The 21,000-nt window shown below is 64.9% G+C and carries 17 protein-coding genes; 6 read left to right on the top strand and 11 right to left on the bottom strand.

The window, feature by feature from the left end; all coding sequences use genetic code 11:
* Positions 1 to 3: 3 nt before the first annotated feature.
* The 3 genes from ACERI1_RS01735 to ACERI1_RS01725 all read right to left on the bottom strand — a co-directional run bounded on the left by ACERI1_RS01735 (position 4) and on the right by ACERI1_RS01725 (position 2,115).
* A complete protein-coding gene (locus ACERI1_RS01735; protein WP_373616304.1) occupies positions 4 to 768 on the bottom strand; it encodes a DUF6775 family putative metallopeptidase in 765 nt (254 codons plus the stop codon).
* A 17-nt stretch (positions 769 to 785) separates the two neighbouring features.
* Positions 786 to 1,715 carry a sulfide-dependent adenosine diphosphate thiazole synthase gene (locus tag ACERI1_RS01730; protein ID WP_373616303.1) on the bottom strand — a complete coding sequence of 310 codons (930 nt, stop codon included), beginning with the start codon at positions 1,713 to 1,715 and terminating at the stop codon, positions 786 to 788.
* A 133-nt stretch (positions 1,716 to 1,848) separates the two neighbouring features.
* Complete coding sequence (locus tag ACERI1_RS01725) at positions 1,849 to 2,115, bottom strand: DUF2892 domain-containing protein (protein WP_373616302.1); 267 nt, start codon at positions 2,113 to 2,115, stop codon at positions 1,849 to 1,851.
* A gap of 273 nt (positions 2,116 to 2,388) precedes the next feature.
* Between ACERI1_RS01725 and ACERI1_RS01720 the strand changes: the two genes are divergently transcribed.
* Positions 2,389 to 4,917 carry a DNA topoisomerase I gene (locus tag ACERI1_RS01720; protein ID WP_373616301.1) on the top strand — a complete coding sequence of 843 codons (2,529 nt, stop codon included), beginning with the start codon at positions 2,389 to 2,391 and terminating at the stop codon, positions 4,915 to 4,917.
* A 1-nt stretch (position 4,918) separates the two neighbouring features.
* Here ACERI1_RS01720 and ACERI1_RS01715 read toward each other — a convergent pair whose 3' ends face one another.
* The 3 genes from ACERI1_RS01715 to ACERI1_RS01705 are packed head-to-tail and all read right to left on the bottom strand — an operon-like array spanning position 4,919 to position 7,836.
* Positions 4,919 to 5,989, bottom strand: a complete 1,071-nt coding sequence (locus tag ACERI1_RS01715; protein WP_373616300.1) for an APC family permease — start codon at positions 5,987 to 5,989, stop codon at positions 4,919 to 4,921.
* 6 nt (positions 5,990 to 5,995) lie between these two features.
* Positions 5,996 to 6,244: a hypothetical protein gene (locus tag ACERI1_RS01710; RefSeq protein WP_373616299.1), complete on the bottom strand. Its 249-nt coding sequence runs from the start codon at positions 6,242 to 6,244 to the stop codon at positions 5,996 to 5,998.
* Positions 6,241 to 7,836: an ABC transporter substrate-binding protein gene (locus ACERI1_RS01705; RefSeq protein WP_373616298.1), complete on the bottom strand. Its 1,596-nt coding sequence runs from the start codon at positions 7,834 to 7,836 to the stop codon at positions 6,241 to 6,243. Before ACERI1_RS01705 ends, ACERI1_RS01710 begins: the two co-directional genes overlap by 4 nt.
* A 317-nt stretch (positions 7,837 to 8,153) precedes the next feature.
* Here ACERI1_RS01705 and ACERI1_RS01700 point away from each other — a divergent pair, with 317 nt between their 5' ends.
* Entirely contained in the window at positions 8,154 to 12,341 is a 4,188-nt protein-coding gene (locus ACERI1_RS01700; protein ID WP_373616297.1) for a sister chromatid cohesion protein PDS5, read from the top strand.
* Between the two features lie 71 nt (positions 12,342 to 12,412).
* On the opposite strand, the gene ACERI1_RS01695 is transcribed toward ACERI1_RS01700, so the two are convergent.
* Complete coding sequence (locus tag ACERI1_RS01695; RefSeq protein WP_373616296.1) at positions 12,413 to 13,024, bottom strand: TlpA family protein disulfide reductase; 612 nt, start codon at positions 13,022 to 13,024, stop codon at positions 12,413 to 12,415.
* A gap of 200 nt (positions 13,025 to 13,224) precedes the next feature.
* Between ACERI1_RS01695 and ACERI1_RS01690 the strand changes: the two genes are divergently transcribed.
* Positions 13,225 to 13,902, top strand: coding sequence for a LysE family translocator (locus ACERI1_RS01690; RefSeq protein ID WP_373616295.1), 678 nt, complete (start codon positions 13,225 to 13,227; stop codon positions 13,900 to 13,902).
* Between the two features lie 540 nt (positions 13,903 to 14,442).
* On the opposite strand, the gene ACERI1_RS01685 is transcribed toward ACERI1_RS01690, so the two are convergent.
* Positions 14,443 to 15,117, bottom strand: a complete 675-nt coding sequence (locus tag ACERI1_RS01685) for an HD domain-containing protein (protein WP_373616294.1) — start codon at positions 15,115 to 15,117, stop codon at positions 14,443 to 14,445.
* 220 nt (positions 15,118 to 15,337) lie between these two features.
* Between ACERI1_RS01685 and ACERI1_RS01680 the strand changes: the two genes are divergently transcribed.
* The 3 genes from ACERI1_RS01680 (at position 15,338) to ACERI1_RS01670 (ending at position 17,903) form a co-directional block, all read left to right on the top strand.
* A complete protein-coding gene (locus ACERI1_RS01680; protein ID WP_138778903.1) occupies positions 15,338 to 15,754 on the top strand; it encodes a cobalamin B12-binding domain-containing protein in 417 nt (138 codons plus the stop codon).
* Entirely contained in the window at positions 15,751 to 16,854 is a 1,104-nt protein-coding gene (meaB, locus tag ACERI1_RS01675; protein WP_373616293.1) for a methylmalonyl Co-A mutase-associated GTPase MeaB, read from the top strand. The genes ACERI1_RS01680 and meaB overlap by 4 nt, the downstream gene beginning before the upstream one ends.
* A 110-nt stretch (positions 16,855 to 16,964) precedes the next feature.
* Entirely contained in the window at positions 16,965 to 17,903 is a 939-nt protein-coding gene (locus ACERI1_RS01670) for an alpha/beta fold hydrolase (protein ID WP_373616292.1), read from the top strand.
* Between the two features lies 1 nt (position 17,904).
* Here ACERI1_RS01670 and ACERI1_RS01665 read toward each other — a convergent pair whose 3' ends face one another.
* From ACERI1_RS01665 to ACERI1_RS01655, 3 genes are all read right to left on the bottom strand, one after another.
* Positions 17,905 to 18,555, bottom strand: coding sequence for a DUF502 domain-containing protein (locus ACERI1_RS01665; RefSeq protein WP_373616291.1), 651 nt, complete (start codon positions 18,553 to 18,555; stop codon positions 17,905 to 17,907).
* Positions 18,556 to 18,621: 66 nt separating this feature from the next.
* Positions 18,622 to 19,020, bottom strand: coding sequence for a Zn-ribbon domain-containing OB-fold protein (locus ACERI1_RS01660; RefSeq protein WP_373616290.1), 399 nt, complete (start codon positions 19,018 to 19,020; stop codon positions 18,622 to 18,624).
* A gap of 46 nt (positions 19,021 to 19,066) precedes the next feature.
* The gene (locus tag ACERI1_RS01655) at positions 19,067 to 20,233 is read right to left on the bottom strand and encodes a beta-ketoacyl synthase N-terminal-like domain-containing protein (RefSeq protein ID WP_373616289.1); all 1,167 of its coding nucleotides are present in this window, start codon (positions 20,231 to 20,233) and stop codon (positions 19,067 to 19,069) included.
* Positions 20,234 to 21,000: the final 767 nt, after the last annotated feature.

Raw genomic sequence — 21,000 nt, 5'->3', positions numbered from 1 at the left:
ACCCTACTTCGCGTACAGCCGTGCGTGCTCGCTACAGAAGGCAGGCTCGCGCAACTGGGCGTCGATCAGGTCCTCGTGGTAGTGGGCGTCGAACAGCCGACAGCCTTCGCGGTCGCAAAACGCCTCGCCGGTCTCGAGGTAGTGGTACGCCGCCAGAACGTACCCACACAGTGCGTCGGTCGTCCGCGGGTCGTTCTCAACCAGGAAGTCGCCCTCGACTTGATTCTCGAGGACTTCCCGCGGTGGCGTATCGCCCGACAGCAGGGCGTGGCGCTGCTTTTCCTTGTAGTATTCGTCGGGCTTTGCGGGGGCCTCGTAGAGCCCGGGCACCGACACCAGCGCCGGCTGGCCGAGGACGGTCACGCGCTTGTGCCAGCGACCGTCGTGGTCGCCCCACGTCCCGATGGCCCGATCGAGGTGCGGGACGTGCAGCGTCTCGAGACCCCGCTCGTCGGCGGGGAGCGCGGCATTGAGCGCGCGCTGAATCTGGATCCCGTCGTAGAGGACCCCTCCCTCGCGTTCGGGGTGCTCGAGGGCACGTTCCTCGTAGCGGATCGTCCCGAGCATCGTGTTGCCCGTCCCGCGGTCGTACGGCGAGGTGACGCGCGCCTCGGCGAACCGTTCCGCGAGGTCGTCCGTGCGGTGGACCGCGAGGAAGCGATCGCCCACGCTCACGTCGGCGTCGATCCGCGCGTCCAGCCAGTCGGCGATCGCCTCGACGTCGGCGACCGTCGTCGGGGCGCGATAGCAGATGACTTGTTCGACCATCGGGCAGAGGGGTGTGGTTAGTCGTCAGCCGGTGCGGCCCGTGAGGTCAGCTCGACGGGCTCGGCGTCGACCTCGAGTTCGTCGAGCGCGACTTGGGCGGCGCGTTTGCCCGAAACGAGCATGGCACCGAAGGTCGGGCCCATCCGCGGGAGACCGTAGGTCGTCGCGGTGGCCATCCCGGTCGCGATGAGACCGTCGTGGACGAGGCCGGTGTGCTCGACGACGGCGTCCTCGCTCTTGCCGACCCACATCGAGTCGTGGCCGGGGGAGTCGTGGCCGGGCGCGCCGTAGGTGTCGTCTTCAGTCTGATCCATGACTTGGCCGCGGTCGCGGGCGTCCTGAATACCGGGCGCGTCGAGGACGCCGCGCTCGTCGAGTTTCGTGACGGCCATCGCGTCGTGGCCGGTCGCGTCGATGACCAGATCGGCCTCGACCGCGATCGGGTCGACACAGGTGATCTCGCGGGGCAGGGCGTGGACCGGCGTCCAGTTCATGACGATCCCCGAGACCTTGTGGTCCTCGCGGATGACGATATCCGTGAATTCGGTCATGTTCTGCATCTTCGCGCCCGCGTCACAGGCCGCTTTGATGAGTCCCGAACAGGCCTCGGGCCCGTTCGCGACGTACAGCCCCTCGCTGTCTTGGGCTTGTTTGTAATCCACCTCGAGGTCCTCGAGGATCTGTTGGGCGGGATCGCGTACCGTCACCTTGTTCATCAGGAAACCGCCGAGCCAGAAGCCGCCGCCGAGGTAGTTGTTCTTCTCGACGACCATCGTCTGGACACCGCGCTCGGAGAGTTCCTTCGCGGCGGTCAGCCCCGAGGGGCCGCCGCCGACGATGATGACGTCCGAGTCCGAGAAGTCCATGAACTCCTCGGTCCACTCCTGTCCGATCGCACGCGTGACGTCTGCTTCACCGACCTGACTGAACTGCTCGAATTCGCTCATACAACTAGGTGGTATGATCTAGTGGTAATAAACCTGTCGTAGCCGTTGCTCTGAACGCCATTCACGGGTGAGAGTGACACGCAAATATGTTGTCGTCGGTCGATACCAACCGATCGACTGCTCGAGCCGCCGGTTAGCTCGGCCGGTCCGCAGACAGCTCGTCCATCCGGTCGGTCTCTGCCTCTTCACCGCGGTAGGTGTCGAGTCCCACCAGCCGGTTGAGGACGCACTTCTGGAGGACACCGGTGGCGAAAAACACGACACCGAAGACGACCAGCAGGGCCGGCACAACGGTGCCGATCGAAACGACACCGACCAGCGCGGCCAGACCGATAATCGCTAGGAGTGCGCCGCCGACGAGCCGCCAGGTACGATCGAATCCGCCTACGTTTTTTTCCATGAGTAGTAGCTCCGCGTTTACACGCGATATGAAGTAGACCTCGAGCGAGAATAAGATGGTCGGTACCACACCTCATTGGATTGGGAACGGTCGAACTCAGTCATATTGATGCTCGACGCACGCGCCCACGCGACGCGTAGCGCACGCACACCCGCGCTGTCGCCCGGTTTTGGCGAAAGCGTTATCAAACGCTCAATCGTACCGAGCGACGATGACCGATACTCGTCCGCGACGACGGCGACCGGACGCTCGAGCGCCCGGAGGTGGTCTGCGGTGGAACTGATAATCACCGAGAAGGACAACGCGGCCCGCCGGATCGCCGACATTCTGAGCGGGGGGACCTACGACTCGAGTCGCGAGAACGGAGTAAACGTCTACGAGTGGGGCGGCAAGCGCTGCGTGGGGCTGTCGGGCCACGTCGTTGGCGTAGACTTCCCGTCGGAGTACTCCGACTGGCGAGACGTCGAGCCCGTCGAGTTGATCGACGCGAGCGTCGAGAAGACGCCGACGAAAGAGAACATCGTGGCGACGCTGCGACTGTTGGCCCGTCGCGCCGAACGCGTGACGATCGCGACCGACTACGACCGCGAAGGGGAACTGATCGGCAAGGAGGCCTACGACATCGTCCGCGAGGTCGACGAGGAAGTCCCCATTCGCCGGGTGCGGTTCTCTTCGATCACGGAAAACGAGGTCCAGGGGGCGTTCGACGAGCCCGACGACCTCGATTTCGATCTGGCGGCTGCCGGCGAGGCCCGCCAGATCATCGACCTGATCTGGGGGGCCGCGCTCACGCGCTTTCTCTCGCTGTCCGCCGGGCAACTCGGCGAGGATTTCATTTCGGTTGGCCGGGTGCAGTCGCCAACGCTGAAGTTGATCGTCGATCGCGAGCGCGAGATCGAGGCCTTCGATCCCGAGGACTACTGGGAGCTGTTCGCCGACCTCGCCAAGGATGACACGACCTTCGAGGCCCAGTACTTCTACCGCGACGAGGACGACAACGAGGCCGAACGCGTCTGGGAGGAAGCCGTTGCCGACGAGGTCTACGAAACGCTTGCCGAGCGCGGTGCCGCGACGGTCGTCGACGTCAATCGGCGAACGCGGACCGACACGCCGCCGACGCCGTTCAACACGACTCAGTTCATCCGCGCGGCCAGCGCGCTCGGCTACTCGGCCAAGCGCGCGATGTCGATCGCCGAGGACCTCTACACCGCCGGCTACATCACCTACCCGCGGACGGACAACACCGTCTACCCCGACGATCTCGATCCCCAGGAACTGCTCGACGACTTCGTCGGTCACAATACGTTAGGTGAGGCAGCCGAGTCGCTGCTCGAGGCCGACGAGATCAGTGCAACCGAAGGCGACGAGGAGACGACCGACCACCCGCCGATCCATCCAACTGGCGAGATCCCTGCCCGGGGAGACATCTCCGACGACGAGTGGGAGATCTTCGAACTCGTCGTTCGGCGCTTTTTCGCGACCGTCGCCGACGCCGCGGTCTGGGAACACCTCAAAGTCGTCGCTGAGGTCGACGACTACCGGCTCAAGGCTAACGGCAAGCGTCTGGTCGAGCCCGGTTACCACGATGTCTACCCCTATTTCAGCACGAGCGAGAACTACGTCCCCGACGTCGACGAAGGCGAGGAGTTGGCGCTGTCGGATGTCGAACTCGAGGCCAAAGAGACCCAGCCGCCGCGTCGATACGGCCAGTCGCGGCTCATCGAGACCATGGAAGACCTGGGGATCGGGACGAAATCGACCCGCCACGACATCTTAGAGAAGCTGTACGATCGTGGCTACGTCGAGAGCGATCCGCCGCGCCCGACCCGGCTCGCGATGGCCGTCGTCGAGGCCGCCGAAGACTACGCCGACCGCGTCGTCAGCGAGGAGATGACCGCCCAGCTCGAGGCCGACATGGACGCCATCGCCTCGGGTGAAGCGACCCTCGACGACGTCACCGACGAATCCCGCGAGATGCTCGAGGAGATCTTCGCCAATCTCGCGGAGTCACGCGACGAGATCGGCGACCAGCTTCGCAAGTCGCTGAAAGACGACAAGCGACTGGGGCCGTGTCCAGAATGTGGCGAGGACCTGCTCGTCCGTCGGAGCCGTCACGGGTCGTATTTTGTCGGCTGTGACGGCTACCCCGACTGTGAGTTCACGCTGCCGCTGCCGTCGACGGGTAAGCCGCTGATCATGGAATCGGAGTGTGACGAGCACGGCTTACACGAGGTCAAGATGCTCGCGGGTCGGCAGACGTTCGTCCACGGCTGTCCGCTCTGTAAGGCCGAAGATGCTGGCGAGGGCCCGATTATCGGTGACTGTCCGGAATGCGGTGAGGACAGCGCGACGACGGAGTCGTCGCGAGACGAAGGCGGTGAAACCGCCGAAGAAGGCGGCGAGTTAGCGATCAAAACACTGCAAAGCGGCTCGCGGCTCGTCGGCTGTACGCGCTATCCCGACTGTGAGTACTCGCTGCCGCTGCCCCGCCGCGGCGAGATCGAGGTCACCGACGAGCACTGCGACGAACACGACCTGCCTGAACTCGTCGTCCACAGCGGCGACGAACCCTGGGAACTTGGCTGTCCGATCTGTAACTACCAGGAGTTCCAGGCCCGCGAGAGCGAGTCGGGCTCTGACCTCGAGTCACTCGATGGAATCGGTGCTAAGACCGTCGAGAAACTCGCCGACGCGGGGATCGAGGATCTCGCTGATCTGACCGAGGCCGATCCCGACGCGGTCGCCGAGGACGTCGACGGCGTTAGCGCCGATCGCGTCCGAAGCTGGCAGGCAAAGGCGTAGGTCAGACCCGCTTTTCCACCTGACGAACGCCTTCGGAGAGTCGCTGGCGTTTGAAATACAGCGCTTCGACCGTGAACACGACCGCCGCGATGACGACGACCAGCCAGAACACGGCGGGGAGCTGCGAGTAGAGATACCACGTCAGCATGACGAAGAAGGCTGCCGAGCCGACGAGCCCGAGTAGCGGTGGGATGGGATTGACATCGACATCGTCTGCGTCGCGGATCGTCAGCGCCAGCGCGCTCATCGTACCGAAGACGAGGATGAAAGCCAGCGAAGCAAACTCCACGACGGCCTCGAGGCTCCCGAGAGCGGTGAACGCAGCCGTCAGGGTGCCGATGACGAGCACGGTCCGTGTCGGCGCAGCATCGACGTCCGTGTCCCCCATCTCGTCGGGGAGAATGTCGTCGCTGATCAGGTTCTTCGCGAACAGCGCCTCGCTAAACATCGTCGAGTTGATCGCACTCGCCGTCGAGACGAGGCCGGCGATCCCAATCGCGAGCATGGCCCATTTCGAGATCGCGAGCGCGCCATAGAGCAGCGCCGGTTCGGGCTGGGCAGCGATCACTTCCTCGGGCAACAGCGTCGTGATTACGAACCCGACGAGGATGTAGATAGCCGCCGCGATCGGGATCGAGATGAACACGCCCTTCGCGAGCGTTGCATTGGGATCGTCGAACTGTTCCTGATCGTAGAACAGGAGTTGCCAGCCCTCAAACGAGACGAAGCCGACCGAAGCGGCGATGATTGGATTGAGCCCGAGTTCTGCGAAGCCAAGCCGTAGTTGATAGTTCGCCGCACCGAACCACAGGCCGATCAGGCCGAAGGCAGCGATGATTCCCGCTTGGATAAAGACGAGATAGCGTTCGACCGCCGCCGACGAGCCGGCACCGAGCAGATTCAATCCGACGAAGGCGGCGACGATGCCGACCGAGATGAACTGGCGGATCGGCAGTCCCCAGACGTATTCGTAGCCGATGAGCATCTGGCCGTACATCCCGAACGCGTAGGCGTACATCGCTATCGTTCCGATGTAGCCGACAATGAGCGTCCAGCCGACGACGCCGGCCACAGTCGATCACCCCGTCAACTCCTCGATGTACGAAACCGACCCGCCGCTTCTCTCGGTCACGTCGTTGAGCTTGATGTAGGAGTAGGCACAGCAGAAAACGACGACGGTCGCCAGCGAGTAGGCGAACCACGTCAGGATACCCGCCGCGGCCACGACGATACCAATCGCCGCGTAGATGCCGCCGCCGACGATACCACCCACGCCGAGCGCGACGACCGTTGGGACGCCGAAGCCGTCACCATCGTTATCGCTCATGCGTCACCTCCCATCGTCACGACGGTCTCTCCTGCTGCGAGCCGCGGGTTTACCTGTGCGATCGGATGGACACGGAACTGCTCGACGTCCGGGGCCACGGCGAAGCTATTCTCGAACGAGCAGATCGGCAGACAGACCCGATCCTCGAGGAGCCTCGTGATCGCCCCCTCATAACGGCGTCGTCGCTGCTCGCGTTCTCGCGTGTGGCGAGCCGCTGCGAGCCGCTCCATAACCGCGTCTTCGCGATAGAAGGTCCCGTTCGTCACCCCGGCCATGTTCTCGTGGAACGTCGGATAGAGGTGTGTGTCCGGATCGGGCGTCCCGCTGACCTCGCCGACGAACACCGAGTAGTCGTGCTCGGAGCCGGAGACGTACGTCTCGAGGAAGGCTGACTCGGGTTTCGAGACGACGAGCGCGCCGCGACCGGCGTCCCGCAGGCCGCCGGCCAGTGCCTCGCCGAGCTCTTTGTGTTTCGGGTCCATCGACGTCAGGATACGAATCTGTCCGGGTACCAACCCCGTCTCGCTGAATAGCTGGTTGGCCCGGTCGGTGTCTTTCGGATTCGCGAGTGCTGCCCACTCCTCGGTCGGCATGTTCCAGTCGCGGGCGACCTGCGGTGGCAGCGGGCCGTACTGGCGCTGTCCCACCGGCTCGATGAACTCGGCGACAGCTTGCTCGAGGTCGATGCAGTAGCTGATCGCCTCCCGCACTCGCCGGTCGGTCGTCGGCCCCTCGTTCAGATTGAACCCGAAGTAAAACCAGGTGTAGCCCTGCTTGCGTTTCACCGACGCGTTCGTCACTTCGTCGACGTGGTCGACGGTCAGCGGCGACACTGGCTCGATCGCCTCATTACGATTCGTCCGGAGGCTCGTCAGCTGGGTTATCGGGAACTCGACGTACGCCATCGTGAGCCGATCGATTTCGGGTGTCGGCTCGTCCCAGTAGTCGTCCCAGCGGCGCAGTGTCGCCTTTTTCTCCTCGCTGAACGACGCCACCTCGAACGAGCCAGCGCCGATTGGGTCGGTGGCGAACGCTTCCCGGTCGGCTTCTCGCTCCTGCCGAGGGACGATCGGGAGGGTGAGCGCGTCCTCGAGCGCCGGATACGGGTCTGCGAGCGAAAAGCGAACCGTGCGCTCGTCGACGGCCGTGACCGACTCGAACGGGCTCACCCGCCACGCTGTGGGTGCGTCCTCCTCGAACGGTGCGGTAAACGAGTAGACCACATCGTCGGCGACTACCGCGCGACCGTTCTGGAATCGCGCGTTCTCCTCGAGTTCGACGACGACCGTTTGGCCGTCGGATTCGATCTGCGGGTCGCCGGCAGCGATCGCGGGCACGATTTCGGTCCCTTCGCCGTACTCGTAGAGCCCATCGAACACGCGCCCGATTGCCTGCTCGGAGCCGATCGACGTCGCAGTGAGTGGGTCGAGCGTAATCGGCGGGCGGAGCGTCCCGACGCGGAGCGTCGATCCCGACTCCGACCCGAACGTCGTCGAACAGCCCGCCACCGCCGCCGTACTCGCACCGCCGAGCGCAGCGAGCAGGTCACGCCGCGTCGGCCCTGTCGGTCCCTCGCTCGTTCTGTCGTCCATTCGTCTCAGCACCCCGTTGTCGACTGCTGCGTCTCATGATCGGTCCGGTCGTGAAACCGGCTTATGAGAACAATCGTGGTGAGTGACATTGTGCAACCGGCCTGCACCTGATGGGACCGCGAGCGGGATATCGTTCCCGTGGTCGTCACAACCCGCTGGTCGGATTGTCGAGACAGTCACTACTGGCTGACGAGACGGGACAGCCGACCGTCGTGTCGATCTGACTGTGCCGGGCATACCATTAACTGTGTGTCTCTATACGTATCGTTCTCGACCAGATCGCGTCGCTCGCGATCGCACGTGTCACGAGACGGACTATGTCACACCACAATGAGATCACGACCGGAGAGGGGCTCGAAGTCACCCTCGGTATCGACCAACTCGAGACGTTTCTGACGGCTGACGATCCCGACGTGCGGGAGTACGCAGCCCGTACACTGGCCGAGGAGGCGACCGATCGACCGGCGGATGTCCGATCCGCGGTGACATCGTTGACCGAGTGCCTCGCCGACGAGCCGGCGGTCAGATCTCACGCAGCCGCGGCGCTGTCGGCTGTCGCAGCAGTCTACCCGGCAGCGACACAGGAGAGCGTGCCGGCGCTGCTCGAGCGACTCGACGGGCCAACCCCGAACCGAACGGACGTCGCCGACGCGGTCGCCTCGATTGCAGTCGACGACCCGACTGTCGTTGCAGACTCGGCGACGACTCTCGCAGCTGCCGTCACAGACGACGAGCGACACGTCCGGACTCGAGTGACGGATGCGCTCGCTGCGATTGCCGCGACCGATCCCGAAGCCGTCATCCCGGTGACCGACGAGATCACGACGGCGATCGACGACGACGCCGTCTCGGTTCGGGAAAACGCCGCGGCGATTCTCGCGGCTGTTGCCGCGGCCGATCCAGACGCCGTCCTCGAGACCCGTGACCGGCTCGTCGACCATCTCGATGACGAACCAGCCGTCCGCGAGCATACAACACGGGCGCTGTGTGCGATTGCGACCGATCGACCGGCGGCGGTTGCATCGTCGGTCGACGCCCTCGCGACGGGGCTGACCGACGAGCAGAAGTCGGTCCGCGTCGATTCCGCGGCGGCGATCGCGGCCATCGCAGCGACCCGTCCCGAACCGGTCAGCGAAGTCATCGAGGCGCTGGCTGCGACCCTCGCTGACGAGCCAGCCGTGAGAACGGAAACCGTCGGTGCGCTCCGGGCGGTCGCCGAGGACGATCCTGACGCGGTCGTGCCAGCCGTCGACACGCTCGTCGATCGGCTCGACGACGACAACGAGGCTGTTCGGACCGACGCGGCTGCGACGCTGGCGACGCTCGCGACCGACCAGCCCGACGCGGTCACTGCTGCCGTCGACACCCTCGCTCGCCGGGTGGCTCGCGACGACCAACCGGTTCGAAACCACGCCGTGACGACCATCGCCGCCGTCGCCGACGTGGCTCCCGAGACCGTCGCTCCCGTCGTTGCCGACCTCACCAGCGCCCTCGCGGTCGAAGACGAAGCCATCCGACTCGCGACCGTTCGGGCTATCGCTGCCGTCTCGACGACCGACCCGGCCTCCGTCCGGTCTGTCGTTCCCGAACTCGCCGCCCGTCTCGACGATCCACACGAACCGGTCCGCCACCGAGCGGCTGCGGCGGTCGGCGCGATCGCTCGCGAGGACCCCGGCGACGACGATAACGTCCCCGCACTGATCGAGCAACTCGAGGACGACGACGAGTGGGTCCGTGGCTACGCTGCCAGCAGGCTCGTCGAGATCGCGATGTCGCAGACGGCGGCTCCCCATCCGGCGGTTCGCTCGCTGTGTCGGCGACTCGACCACGAGCACGTATCGGTCCGGCTCGGGGCCGCCCGCGATCTAGTGACCATCGCCGCCGAGCGGCCTCACGAGGTCCGCGTGGCCGTCGACGCACTCGGCGAGCGGCTGTTGGACGACGACGCAGACGTCCGCCACACCGCGGCGCTGGCCCTCGAGCGGATCGCGACGACGGATCCGGACGCGATCGACCCGGCGCGGGCGGGACTGTTCGACGCGCTCGACGATGCCGATCACAGCGTCCGCGAGACGGCCCGCCGGACGCTCGCGGCGGTTGCTGACGACACAGCGGATGACTGCCGACCGACGGTCGCGCTTGCCGTCGCGGAAACCGAGGCCGACGCGGAGCCGCGTCGCGTCGCTGCCTGCGAGGGACTGTCCGTTCTCGGCCTCGAGACCGGTACCGAAGCCGACGCTGCCGTCGTCGCCGTCTGTGACCTGCTCGTCGAGCCGGCGCCGACCGTCCGTGCCGCGGCACTCGAGACGCTCGAAACGCTCCTCGAATCCGACGCCGAGACTGAGCCGACGCCGCTCGAGGCGCTCATGGCAGTCCTGTCGGCTGGCGACGAGCGCGCGGCTGCTGTCGCGACGGCGCTTGCAGATGTCGCCCGGATGAATCCAGAACTGATCGCGGCTGCGGCGACGCCGCTTGCCGGGCGACTGCGAGCAGCGGACGGTCGCGAGCGACGCGGGCTCGAGCGTGCGCTGACAACGGCTGTCGCGGAGACCGACGAACAGCCCGTGACCGCGAGACTGTGCGACGAACTCGACGCGGATGGGGCGGACCGTCGATCGATCGCTGGCGAAATCGCTCGACTGGCTGGCGCTGCCCCCGACGATGCGGCGGCAGCGCGTGATCGACTCGTCGAACTGCTCGAGACCGACGACGAAGCTGTCCGTGGATACGCGACGCTGGCGCTCGGAACGCTCGCCGTGACGGGCCACGACAACGGTGCAGCGGTGAAAGACACACTCGAGGACTTCGACGGGCGACTGCGAGCAGCCGCCTCGCTCGTCAGCGGCGAGACGCCGTCGCACACCGACGAGATCAATACACAGCTCTCGGGTATGGGGCGGCGACTCGAGGGCAATCCGTGGGCTGCCGGGCTGGCTGTCCTCGCGCTGTCGGTCCTCGCAGACGAGTCAACACAGTTGCGTCCGACGGGCATCTCGAAGATCGCAGCCGGCCTCGGCGTCGAGAGTCCGATCGTCCGCGTCACCGCCGGGCGAGCGCTGGCGTCGATGGCTGCCGACGATCCCGACAGCTTCGACGCGGTGACCGACGAGCTGTGTGCGGCGCTGTCGGATGCAGACGCCGACGTTCGTGCGACGGCTGGGGCTACACTGGCCGACATCGCCGAACTGACGGAAACGCTCGAGGGCGACGCAGATCGGCTCGCAACCGACCTGCGTCCGCGGCTCACCGATCCCGACGGGCGCGTTCGGACCCGCGTCCTCCGGACCCTGACGGCGATCGATGCCGTCGACGCGCTCCCCGCCGTTCGCCCGCTCACTGCCGATCCGGTTCCCGGGGTATCGGGCGCGGCGACGACCGCAACGGAGCGACTCGAGTACGTCCGTGACCACGACGAAGACGACGGTCGCAACTGGCCGATGGCGGGTGCGGGGCCGGCAGGAACGAACGCCGTCGCAGCGGGCGACGCACTCGGACCCCGACCGACGGCCCAGTGGCACGTCGAGACCGCCGGCGACGTCGAGGCCCCACCAGCGCTGGTCGGCGACACCGTCTTCGTCGCCGACGGGAACGGTGTGGCCGCGCTGGCGCTCGCAGACGGCAGCGAACGCTGGCGCGTCGAGATGGACGCGATCGAAACCACGCCCGCGGTCGTCGACGACACCGTCTACGTCGCCCGCGATGCCGTGGTCTCGGCGTTCGAGGCCGACACCGGCGAGCGCGGCTGGCGACACGCACTGGACGAGCCGGTCCGAACGCCGCCGATCGTCGCCGACGGAACGGTCTACGTCGGCGGCGACGCACTCACCGCGATCGACGCCGAGACCGGCCAGACGGTCTGGATGGAGCCAGTCGACGATCGAATCGCCGGGCTCGCCGTCGCCGATGGCGTCATCTACGTCACCTGTAGCGAGCGCGTCGTCGCGTTCGCAGCCGACGATGGGGACCAGTGCTGGGAGACAGACCTCGAACTCGAGGGGACGATCCACGGCCCGCCGGCGGTCGCGGACGGGAGGGTCGCGATAAGTTGTGGCGACACGCTGTGTGTGCTGGCTGCCGCTGACGGTGAACGGCAGTTCCGCTTCGATACTGGCGGTCGACTCTCGGCGTCGCCGGCGGTCGCGGACGGGTCCGTCTACGTCGCCAGCGAGGACGGCAGCCTCTATGCGATCGATGCCAGTACCGGAAGCGAACGCTGGCGAGACGCACTCGGACAGGCAGGAAGCGGGCCGGTCGTTCTCGGCGACACCGTCTGTCTGGGGACCGCCGATGGGAAATTGCACGCGCTCTCGACTGCCGACGGCTCTCGATGGTGGACGGTCACGCCAGAGACAGTCGGCGCGGAACCGGCGCTCGTCGTCGCGAGCGGTCAGCTCTGTTTGGGAGACGAAGCCGGACTCACTTCGTTCGGTGCCGACCAGTCGTCGTGGACGGCGTCGATCACTGGCCTCCTTACTGGGCTCGGAGACGGACCAGCAGAAGGGTAGCCGCTTACGACTTCTTGCGGACCAAGATCGCCCGACCCTAACGGATCACTGCCACAGCGATGGACAATCGTTCAGTCGGACGCCGACTCGGCGGCGTCGGAGTCGGCAGCTGCGTTCGTCGTCCCGTCGCTGCTCGTCTCGAGGACGGATTCGACGTGGTCGACGATCACGTCCGGCTGCGTAATGCCGAGTTTTCCCCAGTGTTTCTCACCGTCCGCGTCGGTAACGATAGTCGTCGGATAGCTGGAGAAGCCGTAGCTGGCCGCGATATCACCCATCGGGTCGTAGCCGACGGGCCAGTTGCCGCCGTGGGCGCGCCACCACTCTCGGAGTTCTGCTGGCGGCTTGGTTTCGGGAGATTGGAAGGTGACGCCGAGAAACGTCACCTCGTCGCCATGGTCTGTAGCGATCCGAGAGTACGCCTCTGCGACCTTTGGCATTTGGGTCTGACAGTTGCCACAGCCGGTGACGAAGAACTCGAGGACCATGATATCGCCGTTTGGAACGGTGAGCGTGCCGGCCTCGCTTCCCCGTGCGTCGATCGTTTCGACGGTAAGCGGTCCATCGTCGCTGTCCGATCCGCTGTCGGCTCCGAACGAGGGAACGCCCCCGAGGAGCAGCCCACCTGCACCGGCCAGGGCACCGACGCTGCCGAGCCCAGCCACGATTTCCCTGCGTCTCATAGTGCTCTCACCACCCGGAAAAGACGTGATCGGAGCCGACGGTACTCCATATGTCTCGAGATGGGCGCGAGCAACTAAGCTGTCACTGGTTTGTGAGTCGAATCGACCCCGTACCCAAACGGGCGCGCTCGAGCAGGGCCGATTCGTCGCGGCGTTCGCTGCGCTTTTGGCGCTGTATCACCCACTGCCGAGCGAGACGCGTGACTTCCCTCATCGTTACAGCACTGGCTGGCATCCTCTTCGGACTCGCGCTGGCGGCACCTCCGGGGCCGATGAACGCAATCATCGCCGAGGAGAGCGTCGTCCGCGGCTGGGCGGCTGGCTTCCGGGCTGGCCTCGGAGCCATGCTCGCAGATGCGATCTTCTTCGTGCTCACGCTGGCCGGCGTCGTCGCCGTCATCGACCGCCTGTCGGGGCTTCGGCCCGCGCTGTACGTCGCCGGCGGCGGTCTCATGTTGTACTTCGCCGTCGGCGCGATCGACGAGGCCAGAGCCGCCACGTCGTTTACCGACGCCGCCGAAGCCGCGGCCTCGGGCTTTCGCAAGACCTTCGCGCTCTCGCTGACCAACCCCTACCAGATCAGCTTCTGGCTCACCGTCGGCGTCGGCTTGCTCGAGCCCGGGACGCTCGACGTCCTCGCACACGCCCCGGCAGTTGGGAGTGCGCTCGCGGGATCGCTGGTCGTCCAGACGGGATCGCCAGCACTGCTGGTCGGCTTTTTCGCCGGCATCGCGTGCTGGATCGTCGCCTATCCGGCGGCGCTGGTCGCGGCGGGTCGGCGCGTCGACGCCTTCGCGCCCATTGTCGCTGCGGGCAGTGCCGTCGTCCTCGTCGGCTTCGGCGTGCTCTTTCTCGCGATGGGGCTCGACCTCGTCTAACCGTGGCCTGGCCCGCGCTGACGGTGGATTACCAGTAGTTGGTAATACGGGCTCTTTATTTAGCGTCGCTCGCGAAACGCACGTTCAGTACAGGCCAAGCAGATAACGAAGTAATAATCAACTCTACACTCTATTAACAGAAAGCATATATTATAGAAATACTACATGTTGTGCATGGATGATGAGCACTATTTGATGATAACAGCACATCTTCGCGCGATTCGTTCGGCTATCGTTGCCTTAGCGTTTGCAGTTCTTGCTGTTGTGACTATTATGAGTGGAGACAAAACGTGGGCAGCCTCTCTGCTTTACATTAGTATCGCTATTTGTGTATATTCGTTTATTCAAACTGTTAGCAATTCGTAACTCGATCTATCGTGTTCTATACGCATGTGCAGTGACCGAACTGCCCAATTCAGCTTCAGACATAATGCCGAATAACGAGCTCGCGCTCCTATCTCCTGTTACACCAGTCACTGCTGTGGGTAGTTACGTTTCGAAAAACCTCGCTTCGAGCGGGCGCTGCCCTCGACGGGTCGGTTACTCGCCCAGCGCTGCAATCTCGTCTTCGAGCCACTCGCTGAACCACTTGACGCGTTTGAGCCGCTGGTGGGCGATGCTCTCTGCGGTCTCGCTCTGGACGCGCGAAGCGGCGTCGTAGCCACGCTCTAAGACCCGTTCGACCATTTCGTCGCTGTCCATGTGCGTCCGAGCCTCGTAGCCCATCCGCAACAGCATGAGCGCAGTGCCGTTCGCGCCGACCTTATCGAGGAGATCGGCCTCGATGAGACACTGGGTCTCGAGTGTGAGGTCGGTCAGGTCGCCCTGATAGGAGTGGTGTTCGATCGCGCGACACACCTGCTGGATGAACGAGTCGGGATATTCGCCGTGGGACTCGAGGTACTCGCGGGCGACGCGAGCGCCGGCCTCGGCGTGGAGTTCCTGGTCAGTCTCGAGTTTGGCGACGTCGTGAAAGAGGGCAGCGACGCGGGTGACGTCGACGTCTGCGCCCTCGCCGTCGGCGATTTCCGTCGCGAGCTCGACCACGTTGAGGATGTGGTTGTGGCGGTACTCGGCAGAGTGCCACGGGTACCAGCGCATCCGGCCACCTTCGTCTTCCTTCTCGACGCTGGCTGCAAGATACTCGAAGACGAATCCTTTCATCTCCTCGAACTCGGCGTCGGTCACCCTGGTTTCCTTTATCTCGACACCCACGATAGATCCCTCCGCAGCAGACGAACGATAGTCATTACCGGAATGTTCGGTCGTTTCGCTCTTTAGCCTTTGGTTCGGTCCAGTTTTGGGCGATGTGACAGTCATGGCGTCACCGCCACTCGAGCACCGAACCGTGGCCGCCACGGAATTCCGTCGCTGCACCAGCCGATGGAAACAATTTTCCGTTAAAGTCAAACAGTCGGCTCGGAAAGAGGGTGGTATGAGCAGCGAACAGGAAGCGGAGTCGATTCGGTGTCTCGTCGCCAAAGTCGGCCTCGACGGTCACGACCGCGGGGCACACGTCATCGCACGCGCGTTCCGTGACGCCGGCTTCGAGGTCATCTATTCCGGACTGCACAAATCGCCCGACCAGATCGTTCAGGCCGCCGTGCAAGAGGACGTCGACGTCCTCGGCATCTCCATTCTCTCGGGTGCCCACGACACGCTCGTCCCGAATATCATGGACGGCCTCGAAGAGTACGGTGCCAAAGACGACACGCTCGTGCTGGCCGGCGGCGTCATCCCTGACGAGGACCGCGAGGGGCTCAAAGACGACGGCGTCGCGGCGATCTTCGGCCCCGGGACCTCGATCGAGGAAACCATCGAGTTCGTCCGCGAAAACGCGCCGCAGCGATGACCATGGACGAAGCCGACGAATCGTTACTCGAGGCGCTGCTGGCCGGCGAACACCGCGCACTCGCCCGGGTCATCTCGAAGATCGAGAACCGGTCGCCGGGCTATCGCGACCTCGTCTCGGAGCTGTACGCCCACACCGGCAACGCCGACGTGATCGGTATCACCGGCTCGCCGGGCGCAGGCAAATCGACGCTGGTCGACAAACTCGCCGAGGCCTACCGCGAGCGCGGCGAGACGGTCGGCGTAATCGCGATCGATCCCTCGTCGCCGTTTACCGGCGGAGCCGTGCTGGGTGACCGCATCCGGATGGCCTCCACTGTCGGCGACATGGATGTCTTCGTCCGCTCGATGAGCGCCCGTGGCACCCTCGGCGGACTCTCGACGGCGACGGCAGACGCCGTCAAGGCGATGGACGCCTTCGGCAAGGACAAGATCATCATTGAGACCGTCGGTGCCGGGCAAAACGAGATCGACATCGTCCGGACCGCCGACACTGTCGCCGTCCTCGTCCCGCCGGGCTCGGGCGACGACATTCAGACGCTGAAAGCAGGGATCCTCGAGATCGCCGACATCTTCGTCGTTAACAAAGCCGACCGCGAGGGCGCGGATCGGACCGTCCAGGAACTGCGCGAGATGGTCCACCTCGGCGAGGAAAGCGGCCCCGCCGGCGGCGGTGGGCACCACGGCGTCGGTGCGATGGGTGACGACGGCTCGAGCTGGGGCGATGCCGACGAGGACAGTGCCGAGGACGACGCTGACAGCTGGACCCCGCCGATCGTCGAAACGGTCGCCACGAAAGGCACCGGCGTCGACACCTTCATCGACGAACTCGGGAACCACCGGTCCTACCTCGTCGACTCCGGCACGCACGCCGAGAAGGTCCGCCAGCGCTACGCCGAGGAGATCCGAACGCTGCTTCGCGAGGACGTCCACGCGCTGCTCGAGGACGAACTCGCCGACAGCGGCGGGATCGACGACCTCGCCGAAGCCGTCCGACAGGGCGAGACCGATCCCTACTCGATCGCGACCGACGTGCTCGCACCCGTCGAGGCCTGCGTCGAGAACCTGGCTGCCGACGCGGACGACTCTGGGTCCGAGTAGTCCAGCCGTTCGAACCGCAACAACCGGCGCAGTTGTGATCGAGGTGCCGGTTGCAACAGGACCTGTCTCTGAACCGGACTTCTAAGACCGTTGCCTTCCTACGTTCCCGTATGAAAGCCCGAACAGTCCTCGGTGCAGCCCTCGGAACCGTCGGTGGGGCCATCGTCGGGAATCGCCTGCTGAAACGGCGTGCCGGTGACCTCGCGAACCCGCTGGTCGGCATCGAACGCACCTATCGCTGGCGGGGGATCGAGACGACCTACACCGTCGCCGGCGATCCGACCGATCCGGACATGCTCTTGTTGCATGGGATCTACGCGGGCGCGAGCAGTCACGAGTTCGAACCGATCGTCGAACAGTTAGCCGAGGATTATCACGTCTACGCGGTCGATCTGCCGGGCTTTGGCCGCTCCGAGCGACCGCCGCTGGTCTACACGCCGTCTCTGTATGCCGAGTTCATCCGCGACTTCGCGGGCGACGTGACGGCGGAGCCGATCGTCGTCGCCTCCTCGCTGACCGGCTCGTTCGCGGTCGATGCCGCCGACGAGACCGACTTCCAGCAACTGGTGTTGATCTGTCCAACCGACGAGACGGCAACCGACCGACCGTGGCTCCGAACCCTGCTGCGGACGCCGGTCGTCGGGACGACGCTCTATAACCTGCTCGTGAGCAAACCCTCGATCCGCTACTTCTACGACCGAGAGGGCTACTACGATACCGATCGGATCGACTCCGAGGCGGTCCAGTACGCCTGGGACAGCGCCCACCAGCCCGGCGCGCGCTACGCCCCTGCTTCGTTCGCTTCGGGCACCCTCGATCCCGACTTCGACCTCGCGACGGAACTGGCCGTCCTCGAGACACCGACGACGCTCGTCTGGGGTCGCGATGCGGGTCTCGTTCCACTTCGGGACGGGCGCGATCTCGCCGAGGCTGCCGATCTGGAGCTGGTCGTCATCGACTACGCGACGCAGTTGCCCCACGCCGAACATCCCGACGAATTCGTCGCGTATCTGCGTGCGGAACTGTCGCCCGTCGATACCGGCGAGTAGCTCACTTCGGGACGTTCTCGAGGGGTGGAAGCGATGCCTGCTCTCGGTTGTCGCCCATTCCAGTCGTGACCACGAGGCGCATGCCACGGCGGACGCTCATCTCCGTTTCATGAACCTGTGTCTCGGGCAGTAACACCAGTCTGCCGGCGGTCGGGTTCGGACTGTTCGGGATGAAGACGTTGTAGACGTTCCGTCCTACCACGTCTGTGACCGCCGGAGGGCTTTCACCCGTGACGAAGCCGATCATGTAGACATCCTCGCGAGGATATTCGACGAGAACGACGCTCTCGTAGGCCGTCCGTCGCTCGACGAGCGCGTTGGCGACCTGACGGACGCTCCCGTATATCGTACTGACCAGTGGCACCACGTTGACGAGCCGGCCGATGTTCCCAAACAGGTGCCTGCCAACGCTCAGTTGGGCGAGAAACCCGAGGGCGACGACCATCGTGATGATGATGGCGACAGCCAGAAGCTGAGCGACGACTTCTACATTGGCCGTATACTGGGCCAGCCCGGTCCCGTGGACGAGTGGGTTGACGAACTGTAACAGCCAGTTGACGAGGAATCGCAGCACGTACAGCGTCACCACGAGTGGCGCGATGAGGATCAGCCCCGCGACGAAGCTCTGTCTGACAGCTGCCCTGACGTTCATAGCGACGGTGGTTTCCCGCCGGTGAAATACCCACCGGCACCCGTGTAGCGCCGCTGGAACGCCGAGTCAGGGCGACACCGGCTGGAACCCGATCACACGTTCTCCCGTCGTCTCAGAGACCGTGATCTCGAGTGCGACCTCGAGACCGGTCTCGACTGCCTCGGGATCGACCCCCACGACTTGCCCAGTGATCCGCACGAGACCGAAGTTCGCGATGGCCGTCGCGTAGGGAGCGTCCTGCTCGAACGCCGGCGTTGGCACGTGCGTGATGGTGAACGTCTCGATTTCGCCGGTCTCTGGGAGGACGATCTCCTCGAGATTGGTCGCGCCACAGTCGGGACAGACCCGCCGCGGCGGCAGTGAGCCGTGGCCGTTCGCACACTCGAGACAGTAGGCGTCACCGGTTTCGGCGGCGTCGAGCCACTCGTCGAAGCCGGCGTCTGCGACTTCATCGATGTCGCTCATGCGACCACCTCCAGCGTCTGCGCTGGCGTCATCGCGATCGCTCGGCTCACGCGACCACCTCCAGAACGTGCACCATCGCACTCGCAACCGTCCCACCCGCGTTGTGGGTGACGCCGGTCGTCGCATCCGCAACGTGGTCGCTGTTCGGATGCGTACCCGCAAGCAGCATCGCCATCTCGGCGACCTGAGACGCGCCGGTCGCACCGACTGGGTGTCCCTTGGCTTTCAGCCCGCCCGAGAGGTTGACCGGCAACTCGCCGTCGGCGGTCGTCCGCCCGTCGCGGGCCGCCGAGATCCCCTCACCGATCGGCTCGAGATCGAGCGCCTCGAGCGCCAGCACTTCGGCGATCGTAAAGCAGTCGTGGACCTCCGCGACTTCCACGTCGCCGGCGTCGATGCCGGCGTCGGCGTAGGCCTCTTCGCCAGCCTCGCGGGCGGCCGGCGAGCGCGCCAGATGGTCGCGGTCGTGCAACGCCATCCGATCGCCACCCTGGCCGGTGCCCGTGATCGCGACGGGGGCCTCGAGATCGTGCTCAGCGGCGTAGTCCTCGCTGGTGAGCACGAGCGCGGACGCGCCATCAGAGACCGGACAGGCATCGTAGAGACCGAGCGGCTCCGAGACCGGCGGAGCCTCGAGGACGTCGTCGACCTCGATCGCACGCTGGTACTGGGCGTTCTCGTTCGGCAGCGCGTTGTCGTGGTTCTTGACCGCGATGTGGGCCAGCTCCTCGCGATCGCCGCCGAACGCGTCGAAGTAGGCCTGAGCCATCAGCGCGTACGCACCGGGAAACGTCGTCCCGGCGCGGACCTCCCAGAGGTCGTCTGCGGCGATCGCAAGCGCCTCGGTCGCGCCCGCGGTGCCGAGGTTGGTCATCCGCTCTGTGCCACCGACGAGGAGCACGTCGTCTTCACCGGTTCGGATTCGTTTGACCGCTTCGCGGACCGCAGCGCCGCTCGAGGCACACGCGGACTCGAACCGCGTCGCGGGTGCCTGAACGCCTGCGGCTTCGGCCATCAGCGGTCCCTGATGGCCCTGGTGTTCGGCGAGTTCACCCATGAAGTTGCCGTAGAGGACGCCCTCGACGTCGTCTCGATGGACACCGCTATCCTCGAAGGCCGCGATGCTCGCTTCAGCGAAGAGATCCCGTCCGGTCCGCTCGGGGCTGGCTCCGAACGCCGTCAACCCAGTTCCTGCGACACGCACGTTAGCCATGTACACACATACTGGATGGATCCGTTAATAGTCCGCGGTTACGGAGACGTTGTCACACGTGATGATCGCCACCATCACAGCACACTGTTCTGCGTATTCTGTGTGGGGCCTGTCGGAAGCCGGCTTCGAATCGAACTCGAGTCGCTTTGACACCAGCCAGATCGGGACTTAGAGTGGGCGAAGCGGTGGTTTTGGGCGTCCTCGAGAATCGGCGTGGCCGACCACGATTGCTGTCCGACTGGCGTGTCGCTCCAGATGACCAGCCAGTCGTTGTCCGGTACCAACCACGGTATCTGGCCGCAGCTGAGTCTCATCGTCCCAATCTGTTGGGAACGCTTGGTTAGAAATTGATCGTGGCAGTAAGCATCGAACCCCTAGAAAGCCGGTGTCGGACCGGCTTACAGGTCTATGGGTGAGTGTACGCATGTCACCCCGAATTGAGCAGTGATGCCTGCAGGAATCGACTGCGTCAGATTCTCGGGGCGGTTCGTCATATTGTGTCAAGGGTAGATAAAACGCTGGTGATGTGGCACGGGTTGCCGTATCACAGACAGTTGACCACTACCCGACGCACACTACAGACAGGCACTTGCTGTGGTGGTGACCGATGAACGACGACATCGAGCCGATCACGCCTCGAGAGGCGGCTGATTGTCCGCTTCATACTGCGAACTCGAGGTGAGCACGACGGCTCCAGAACCACGAGTACCGGCTCGACGCGTTCGTCGAGTTGTGTCTCACGGTCGAGCCCGACGATTTCAACGACC

Source organism: Natrinema sp. HArc-T2 (assembly GCF_041821085.1).
Classification (GTDB): domain Archaea; phylum Halobacteriota; class Halobacteria; order Halobacteriales; family Natrialbaceae; genus Natrinema.
The sequence above is the reverse complement of the archived record's forward strand: the minus strand, read 5'-3'. Positions and strand labels throughout refer to the sequence as shown.

Excerpts from the sequence above, each read along its gene's own strand:
- ACERI1_RS01670 (WP_373616292.1), top strand. The coding sequence starts at position 16,965 with ATGAAAGCCCGAACAGTCCTCGGTGCAGCCCTCGGAACCGTCGGTGGG.
- ACERI1_RS01710 (WP_373616299.1), bottom strand. The coding sequence starts at position 6,244 with ATGAGCGATAACGATGGTGACGGCTTCGGCGTCCCAACGGTCGTCGCG.
- ACERI1_RS01655 (WP_373616289.1), bottom strand. The coding sequence starts at position 20,233 with ATGGCTAACGTGCGTGTCGCAGGAACTGGGTTGACGGCGTTCGGAGCC.
- ACERI1_RS01695 (WP_373616296.1), bottom strand. The coding sequence starts at position 13,024 with ATGAGACGCAGGGAAATCGTGGCTGGGCTCGGCAGCGTCGGTGCCCTG.
- ACERI1_RS01680 (WP_138778903.1), top strand. The coding sequence starts at position 15,338 with ATGAGCAGCGAACAGGAAGCGGAGTCGATTCGGTGTCTCGTCGCCAAA.
- ACERI1_RS01735 (WP_373616304.1), bottom strand. The coding sequence starts at position 768 with ATGGTCGAACAAGTCATCTGCTATCGCGCCCCGACGACGGTCGCCGAC.
- ACERI1_RS01660 (WP_373616290.1), bottom strand. The coding sequence starts at position 19,020 with ATGAGCGACATCGATGAAGTCGCAGACGCCGGCTTCGACGAGTGGCTC.
- ACERI1_RS01665 (WP_373616291.1), bottom strand. The coding sequence starts at position 18,555 with ATGAACGTCAGGGCAGCTGTCAGACAGAGCTTCGTCGCGGGGCTGATC.
- ACERI1_RS01730 (WP_373616303.1), bottom strand. The coding sequence starts at position 1,715 with ATGAGCGAATTCGAGCAGTTCAGTCAGGTCGGTGAAGCAGACGTCACG.
- ACERI1_RS01725 (WP_373616302.1), bottom strand. The coding sequence starts at position 2,115 with ATGGAAAAAAACGTAGGCGGATTCGATCGTACCTGGCGGCTCGTCGGC.
- ACERI1_RS01700 (WP_373616297.1), top strand. The coding sequence starts at position 8,154 with ATGTCACACCACAATGAGATCACGACCGGAGAGGGGCTCGAAGTCACC.
- meaB (WP_373616293.1), top strand. The coding sequence starts at position 15,751 with ATGACCATGGACGAAGCCGACGAATCGTTACTCGAGGCGCTGCTGGCC.
- ACERI1_RS01705 (WP_373616298.1), bottom strand. The coding sequence starts at position 7,836 with ATGGACGACAGAACGAGCGAGGGACCGACAGGGCCGACGCGGCGTGAC.